This is a genomic window from Mesotoga sp. UBA5825 (assembly GCF_002432955.1).
In the GTDB taxonomy this organism is placed as follows: Bacteria; Thermotogota; Thermotogae; order Petrotogales; family Kosmotogaceae; genus Mesotoga.
In genome coordinates this window covers 1-2,035 of sequence record NZ_DJHG01000121.1, presented here as the reverse complement: position 1 = coordinate 2,035, position 2,035 = coordinate 1, and the positions used below count along the sequence as shown (strand labels likewise).

The window sequence follows — 2,035 nt, the reverse complement described above, 5'->3', positions numbered from 1 at the left end:
CGGAAGGGTCTACCTGAAGATGGCCGAATTCTCCTGCTCCGCCATGCGGACCTCTGAAAATCCTTCCGTTAAGCACGAGAGAAGCTCCGAACTCCCTGTCTATATATAATGCGTCTCTTAAGGGAATAGAGCCCAGAAGCATTTCTGAAACCAGCAGGGCGTTAGCGTCATTCTCTATCTCAAGTGTTGTTTTCCACTCATCGCTTAGCCTCTTAAGATTTACCGTTTCACTCTGCGTGTAGAAGCTCTTCACGACATTGCCTGTCGATTCATCCACGATCCCCGGAGTCACGATGCTGAAAACGAGAACCGCAGAGATACTCTCATCGAAGCTGTTCCGAATAATCTTAGGTATTTCGTACAGTTTGTCCAGAACATCATATCTTGAATGATCCAGAGATCTTGCGTGCTTAACTCTGCCTGACAAATCGCCCAAGACTATGTTCATCGTTTTGGAATGTATGTGAACTCCGCCGACAAGCAACTCTCCGTTATTCACATTCAGCACCGAATACGGTCTTCCCTTGTGTGTGGACGGCACCGGAGGGCTATCCAGAACAAAGCCCTTTTCAATGAGTTGCTGAGTGAGCCGCGAAATAGTAGCTTTGCTCAAATTCGTTGCTTTGGCTATGGATTTTCTTGACAATCCGCCTTCATTCCTCCAGAGTTCATAAAAGACATCCTTTTCCGCCTTGGACAAACTATGCAAAGCCATCACCTCTCGAAATCGGAATCAAAGCCTGCTCACCATCAAAGACAATGAACAGGCTCGGCAAAAAAAGACAGGTTCTATTCTAGTTTGGCAATGAAAAGATCGTAGCTGCCCATACCATTGGGTCTGTCAACAGTCGAGAACACTATTATTGTGCCATCTGTCCACAAACTTCTTTCATCGTAGAAAGAATTGATCATCATCTCGGGATGACCAATTTCACCCGTAGAGGGATCGTAGAAATAGATGTCGTAGCCCCCTATGGAATCGTCTCTTGATGAATCAAACCAGATCTTTCCTTCAGGGTCGACGAATACAGACCATTCATTGCCACTTGAGCTGACTTCATTTACTCTTGTCGGGGTAGACCATTTGCCGTTTTCCTTCTCGGAAACCCAGATATCTCTCACGCCTGTTGGTTCTAGTCCACCAAAGGCACCCTTTGTGGTGACGTAGGCCTTTGTTTCATCGCCATTTACCCATATCTTCCAGTCTTGAGTCTCTGTGCTCAGTTCCAGGACAACCTCGGGTTCTCCCCATTCGCCCATTTCTTCATCGAAAACCGACCTGAAGAAATCGTAATCCCTGTCTGAACCAGTATATCGACCGAAGTACATTACGAGTTCGCCATCGTTGTTTCTAATTACGCATGGACTGATCTCGTTCTGAGAAGAGTTTATAGCTCCCTTCACCGGTTCAGGCTCACCGCAGTTTCCGTCATTCCAGGTTGCCTGGTAGATGTTGTAGCCCTGAGTAGCAAAATAAACCGTGTTTTCGAAGACCCACGGCATTCTGTCCACACCAGAAGTGTTCACAGATAGAGGCTCCGCTTCGATCAATGCGAAAGCCGACGAGAAGACCAATAAGACAGCCACCAAAACTAACATAGTTCTTGCCATTGGAAGCACCTCCTTGAATCGCGCACTATTCAGTCGAAAACTGTAGGCTTCATCAAATAAGCAAAGAGAAGTATTTTGTTTCATAGTGAGACTAGCACACAACTTACTTTATATGAGAAGAAGAGAAAAACCAAATCCATCGTGAGGGAATCAGCCATCTAGAATAAACTAGACGCCCAAATATCCATGAATAATCGATTATTGTGCAATCAAGTAGCGGCTATATTTTGTTGCATACTGAAACTTAATAGTCTTGATTAGTACAGAACTTTGCGTGTTTGGCTCGATAAAGGATGTGAATAGCCGCTGAACGTCTTGAAAAAACGTCCTCCGTCAGACGTCCCAGAGCATGGATCCGTTCACCGAAAAGATCAATCGAGAAAGATCGCTTTCGAGAGGATCGCTGCGCTCACGAGAAGGCGAG

General features: G+C 45.7%; 2 protein-coding genes. Both read right to left on the bottom strand.

The window, feature by feature from the left end; all coding sequences use genetic code 11:
- Positions 1 to 709 (bottom strand): ROK family transcriptional regulator (locus B3N33_RS11940; protein ID WP_292593473.1); only part of this gene is annotated, 709 nt, incomplete at its 3' end.
- Positions 710 to 789: 80 nt separating this feature from the next.
- Positions 790 to 1,611 (bottom strand): hypothetical protein, encoded by an 822-nt coding sequence (locus tag B3N33_RS11935; protein WP_214078282.1) that lies wholly within the window; start codon positions 1,609 to 1,611, stop codon positions 790 to 792.
- Positions 1,612 to 2,035: the final 424 nt, after the last annotated feature.